Annotated in this window: 4 protein-coding genes and 1 pseudogene; all 5 read left to right on the plus strand. The window is 62.8% G+C overall.

Annotation, left to right across the window (positions count from 1 at the left end; translation table 11 throughout):
* Nucleotides 1-395, plus strand: a 395-nt coding sequence (locus EOC06_RS41395) for an OmpA family protein (protein WP_245469254.1), incomplete at its 5' end; no start/stop codon positions are given.
* Between the two features lies 1 nt (nucleotide 396).
* Entirely contained in the window at nucleotides 397-3,966 is a 3,570-nt protein-coding gene (gene tssM / locus EOC06_RS00085; protein WP_128306782.1) for a type VI secretion system membrane subunit TssM, read from the plus strand.
* Nucleotides 3,963-4,490, plus strand: coding sequence for a type VI secretion system-associated protein TagF (gene tagF, locus EOC06_RS00090; protein WP_127318099.1), 528 nt, complete (start codon nucleotides 3,963-3,965; stop codon nucleotides 4,488-4,490). The genes tssM and tagF overlap by 4 nt, the downstream gene beginning before the upstream one ends.
* A complete protein-coding gene (locus tag EOC06_RS00095; RefSeq protein WP_127318101.1) occupies nucleotides 4,490-5,593 on the plus strand; it encodes a DUF2169 domain-containing protein in 1,104 nt (367 codons plus the stop codon). Before tagF ends, EOC06_RS00095 begins: the two co-directional genes overlap by 1 nt.
* Nucleotides 5,590-6,249 (plus strand): annotated as a pseudogene (locus EOC06_RS41400) (3-oxoacyl-ACP synthase); the annotation flags it as partial. The gene EOC06_RS00095 and the pseudogene EOC06_RS41400, both read left to right, overlap by 4 nt.

A 6,249-nucleotide genomic window follows, 5' to 3' on the forward strand; every position in this document is an offset into this window, starting at 1 on the left:
GCACCGAGAGCGTTTCGCTGGCCAAGCTGATCATCCAGGCCTCCAACCCCGAACTGTTCCAGTCGTCGCGGCCACAACTGACCGAAGGTTTCGAGCCCCTGATCGGTTCGATCGCCAAGGTGATCCTCGCCAATCAGGAGCTGATCGGAAACATCACGGTGATCGGCCATACGGACGGCGTTCCTCTGCAAAAGACCAATCCGCTGTCGACCAACCAGCGGCTGTCCGAGGCTCGCGCCCAGACGATTGCCGACATGCTGGTCCAGAACGGAGTGCCACGGGACCGCGTCCATTCCGAGGGCCGCGCGGCCACCGATCCAGTGGCCAGCGACAGCACGCGCCAGGGGCGAGCCTTGAACCGCCGCGCCGAGGTGCTTGTCGAAAAGAGGCTGTGAGATGTTCATCCTGCGCTTCCTCTGGGCGGTTCTGACATCGCGCTGGCTGTGGACGCTGATCGGCATCACGCTGCTTTCCCTGGTCATCTGGGTGTTCGGTCCGATCGTCAGGGTCGGTCCCTACGAACCGTTCGCCTCTGAAAATGTGCGCATCGTCATCATCGCGCTGCTGGTCATCTTCTGGCTGATCTGGCTGATCGTCGCCCAGCGCCGGGCGATCCGCGCCAACCGCATGTTCGTCGCCGAGATTGCCGCGCCCGCGGTGGAAAAGCCGCTGAGCCCCGGCGAAGAGAACGTCGCTGCCGTGGGTGCCAAGTTCGCCGACGTGATGGCCGAACTGAAGCGCCGCAAGCTGGGCGGCCGCAAGTTTCTGCGCGACATGCCGTGGTATGTGATCGTCGGGCCGCCGGCCACCGGCAAGACCACGGCTCTGCGGCAGTCCGGACTGAATTTTCCGATCGACCTCACCGACGACCTGCAAGGGGTCGGCGGCACCCGCAACTGCGACTGGTTCTTTTCCGAAAACGCGGTTCTGATCGATACCGCCGGCCGCTATGTGCAGCAGGAGAGCCAGCCCGATGTGGACGCGGCGGAATGGCTGGGCTTCCTCGACCTTTTGAAGAAGCATCGCGGGCGCCGCGCGCTCAACGGCGTCATCGTGGCGCTTTCGATCGACGTGCTTTCGGAGGGCGACGAAGCCATCAAGGCGCACGGCCGCAAGATCCGCCGCCGGTTGGCCGAGCTCAACGACCGGCTCGAAATCCGCCTTCCGGTCTATCTGATGCTGACCAAGGCCGATCTGATCAAGGGTTTCGAAGCCTTCTTCGGCGGTCTGTCCACCGCCTCGCGCGAGCAGGTGTGGGGAACGACCTTCGCGCTGGATGCGCGCGTGGATGCGAAGACCATCGAACGCGAAATTTCGACGCTGGCGACGGAACTCGAGCGGCGGCTGGTGCCGCGCCTGGAGGATGAGGAAAAACTCGCCGCCCGTGCAGAGATCTTCCGGTTTCCTGCCCAACTCGCAAGCCTGTCCGAACCGATCCAGGTGCTGGTCGAGGCGATGTTCGGCGAAAGCCGGTATGAAGAGGCTGCATGGCTGCGCGGCCTCTATCTGACATCGGCGACTCAGGAAGGGGCGCCTATCGACCGACTGACCGCGGCGCTGTCGTCGTCTTTCGGTCTTCCGCCACGGCGGGTCCTGCCCGCACCAAGGGTCGAGAAACGCAGCTTCTTCCTGAAGAACCTGCTCACCGAAGTCATCTTCAAGGAAGCAGGCCTGGGTACGTTCGACCCGCTAGCGCAACGCCGCCGCGCCTGGATCTGGCGGGGCGCGGCGGCTGCCTGTGCCACAGCGGGCTTGCTGGCCAGTGCGGTGTTTGCCTGGTCCTACTACGACAACCGCAATGCGATCTCGGCCCAGGCAAGCCAGTTCGAAGCGCTGCAGACGCCGTTGACCTCGGCTGCCGCAAACCCGGCATCGGTGCAGCAGCCTGCCATCGACGGCGCGCTCGAGGCAATGGACGCGGTCTCAAATGCCCGGACAGCACCGCCTGCCGCTGTCCAGGATCTGCTAGGGCCATCGGCCTCGGCGGAACTGGTGCGGGCTCAGACCGACACCTACGATCACGCCTTGCGCAACGTGCTTGAGCCGCACATGGTGGCCCTTCTCGAGGCCACCATGTGGCGGCAGATCCGCGATCCGGATTTCATGCTCGGCGCTCTCAAGACCTATCGTATGATGACGGGTCTGTCGCAGATGGATCCCGACTACACCCAGAACTGGTGGGTCAACAGCCTTCCCGAATTCGCGGCCGCAGCACCATTTCCAACCGCCGATGCCGAAGAGCATCAGCTTGCGGCCATCCGCCGGATGACGGTCGACGAAAGCTATATCGGGCCCGACCAGGCGCTGGTTGCCGAAGCGCTGAAAACGGTATGCACGATTTCATTGCCGGCGCGTGCCTACAAGCAATTGCTGGCCGATCCGGTAGTGGCCGGGCTCAAAGAATGGATTCCGGCGAATTTCGCCGGTCCCAACGGCGCCAAGGTTTTTGCGCGTCGCTCCGACAAGACGCTTCGCGTCGGTATTTCGGGAGCATTCACCTATGCAGGCTTCCATGACGCCGTTCTCGACCGGATCGAGGATGTGGCAGCACAAGCGGCGCTGGATCGGGCGGTCTTCGCCGGGGGCTGCTCCGAGAACTCCGAAACGTCCGTGTCGGCGCTGTCCGAAGACATCCTGAAGCTCTACTACGACGACTATATCGCACAGTGGGACAGCTTCCTGCGCGATATGAGGCTGGCGCCGTTGAGCGACCTCAATGTCGCCAGTGAGAATCTGAAGGATCTTTCCAGCGCCGATTCAGCGCTGAAACGCCTGCTCACGGCGGTCGTTCAGGAGACCGAGCTTACCCGGTCCGATGAAGCGCCGGCCGACGACAAGGCGGCGGCCAAGGGCGGCTCGAAACTGCTCGGCAAACTCGGCAAGCTCGGCAAGATCGTCAAAACGGGGGCAAAGCTGCTTCCACGCGCGGGCTCAGCTGACGAGGTGGATCTTACCGGCAACCTGGTGGCCGAACACTTCAAGCCGCTCAAAGGTGCTATTGCCGAGGTCGACGGCCAGCCGCCAGCACTCGACGCCGCGGTGGTGGCTCTGACGGCGCTGTCCAACGTTTTGCAGACGGTCACGGCCAATCCCGATCCCCAGGATGCCATCAAGAAGCAAGGCGGCCTCGCCGAACTGACGGGGGCGGTCGCAAGGCAAGCGCAAATCCTGCCCGACCCGGTCGACGACTGGCTCGGCGGNNNNGGTGACCGCCTTTTGCGTCAACCCGCTGGTGTCGCCGGCGACACCAGCGGGTTGACGCAAAAGGCGGTCACCTCGGAGCTCAACGCCATCTGGCGCGCCGACATCCTGCCCTTCTGCCAGGCGGCGCTCAACGACCGCTATCCGTTCAGTCCCGAAAGCGCGGTGGACGTCAATGTCCGCGACTTCGCCCGCCTGTTCGGACCGGCGGGCCTGATCGACGCGTTCACCAACGACCATTTGATCAGCTATGTCGACACCGCCAGCCAGCCGTGGAAATGGCGTGCCGATTTCGGCCTCGACCCTTCGGCGCTGGCGGCTTTCGAGCAGGCCAGGCGGATACGCGACGATCTCTTTCCCGGCGGTACAGGACCGGTGATGAGCTTCACGCTGGAACCCAAGGACCTGTCTCCGAACGTCACGCGCGTAACGCTCAATCTCGATGGCCAGACCCTCGTCTACTTCAACAACGCGACGCGGCCGCAACCGATGACCTGGCCCGGCAAGGACGGCACCGGGGTGATCTCGCTCGCCTTCCAGCCCATCGATGGTTCGCCCGAAATCATGCTCAACGAGACCGGCAGCTGGGCGTGGCTGAGGATACTGCGCAGCGGCCGATTCACCGGCACTTCGCTGTCGGATGTCTACAGCCTGCGCCTGGGGACGAAAGGCATGTACGCCGATTTCGAGCTCAAGGCCGCCAGCGTCGAAAATCCCTACAACCTGCAAATGTTCAAGAAATTCTCATGTCCGCCGCAGATATGAAGCTGCCTGGCTTTTACGGCAAAATGCCCGCCACCGGAGATTTCGTGACACGGCGGCTGCCGGGCGACTTTGTTCGCGGCTGGGACCGTTGGCTGGCGCAGCATCTCGTCCCGCTGTTCGGCTCGGAATTTTGGCCGAGCACAACCGCGCTGCGCTTCCTGGCTGGCCCGGCTTGCTTCGGCGCATCGGCGGGCATCATTGTGCAGAGCGCCGACAGGGTCGGCAGGCAATTCCCTTTGAGCGTCGTCGCGCAGCTTGCTGAAGCTCCGGTTCGGCTGGCTGACGCCGAGGCGTGGTTTGCCGAGATCGAAGAAGCGGCCATCGCCGCCCAGCACGGCGAGCTGACGCCGGACGAACTGGATACAGTATTGAGCGGACTGCCGGTGCCTCCTGTCGAGGCCGACGACGAGGTCATCAGCGGTATGGTGATGTGGACCGCCCGTTCGGACATTTTCGACATCGATCCGCAATCGCCGCAAGCGACGCTGAAGCAGATTCTCGCCGCCAGCTGGGAGACCAACTGATGCGGATCTTGAACCAGATGGGGTATCCGCACCAATTCACCATGGGCATGGACAAGGCCGGCCATGAGTGGATTGTCGTGGTCGCCAAAGGCACGTTCGACTTCCCCGCCGAGCCGGGCGGACTGGTGCGAAAATCAGCGGAACAGGTGCCCCTGGTGATGGCCGACACACAGACCGGCGTGGCCGGCTACTCGGCCACGCTCTGGGAGACCGACTTCGCCTTCCGCAAACCACGCTGCGACGTGATCGCCAATGGCTGCGCCTATGCGCCGGGCGGGCGCCCGGCAGAGCGCGTGCCGGTCGGCATCAAGGTTGGTAATTGGTCAAAACTGTTCGAGGTTGTCGGCCACCGCGAATGGCGCTCGATCGGGCCGGTTTTTACCGCCACATCGCCGCAACCCTTCCTGAAACTGCCCATTTCCTACGACGTTGCCTGGGGCGGCGTCGACAGGTTGGACCCGGAGGACAAACTTCCCGCCAGCTACAAATACAACCCGGTCGGAACCGGCTGGTCCCGAACCAGGAACCAGCGCCTCGTACCCGGGCTGCGGCTACCGAACACGCAAGCTGTCGACGAAGACATCCGCTCTCCCTTCGGTGATTACAAACCGATGAGCTTTGGCCCGATGGGCCGCGGATGGCCGGGCCGGATCGAGTATGGCGGCACTTACGACGACAATTGGGCCAAGAACATCTTTCCGTTCCTGCCGCCGGATTTCGACGAGCGCTATTTCCAGATGGCGCCGCCTGACCAGCAGATCGACAATCCGCGAGGCGGCGAAGAGGTGGTGCTTGTGAACCTGGCTCCCGAAGGGCGAGTGAGCTTTCGCCTACCGTCGGCAGCATTGCCGATGACGTTGTTCAAAGGCAGGCAAAAGGCCTATGAGGCCGACATATTTCCAGACACCGTTCTGCTCGACCCAGAAAGACGCCGCTTCTCGCTCGTCTGGCGCCTCTCGCAGCGCATTCACAAGACCATCCTCGATTTCTCGGAGTGCTGGGTAGGTCCGCCAACGCCGGCCATGCTGAGAGCGAGGCTCAAGGGAAAACAATATGTTCGTGTTGGCCACATCACGCCCGCACGAGAGAATGAAGACGCATGAGTGCGCAACTCGACATCGTCTCGATAGGCATGGTTACGGCTGTCGGCCTCGACGCGCCGTCAGCTTGCGCGGCAATGCGTGCAAGACTCGACGGTTTCCAGCAAACGCGACTTCGGGGCTCCGCCGGCGAGTGGCTAACCGGTGCGCCAATCGCGTTACCGCGCAATTGGATTGGTGACAGGCGCATGGCGCATCTGGCGGCTGGTGCTATTTGCGAAGCGTTCGAAAGCGTGCCGGAAGCACGCGGCCAAACGGCACTGATCTTATGCCTTCCCGAGGAAGAGCGGCCCGGCCGGCCTGTCAGCGACAATTCCGCTTTGCTTAGGAGCGTTGCAGAAATTGTTGAGGTCGAACCGCATGCACGCTCCAGAATAATAGCGCACGGACGACCTGCAGGCGTTGTCGCATTGGAACATGCTCGCCGGTTGCTGGCATCAGGCGAGGTGCCCTTTGTGATGATTGCCGGCGTCGATAGTTATCTGAAAAGCCAGACAGTCACGCACTATATCTCCTGCAATCGTCTCCTTACGCCGCAAAATCCGAACGGGTTCATACCTGGGGAGGCGGCGGCGGCGATCATTTGCACCCAGGGTCGACAGGGCGGTCTTCGGCTATTTGGGCTTGGGCTCTCTCGCGAAAATGCATCGATCTACAAC

Source organism: Mesorhizobium sp. M7A.F.Ca.MR.362.00.0.0 (genome assembly GCF_004023175.1).
Taxonomy (GTDB): domain Bacteria; phylum Pseudomonadota; class Alphaproteobacteria; order Rhizobiales; family Rhizobiaceae; genus Mesorhizobium.

Bases quoted from the DNA above. Each gene is read 5' to 3' on its own strand.
- EOC06_RS00095 (WP_127318101.1), top strand. From the start codon at position 4,490: ATGCGGATCTTGAACCAGATGGGGTATCCGCACCAATTCACCATGGGC.
- tagF (WP_127318099.1), top strand. From the start codon at position 3,963: ATGAAGCTGCCTGGCTTTTACGGCAAAATGCCCGCCACCGGAGATTTC.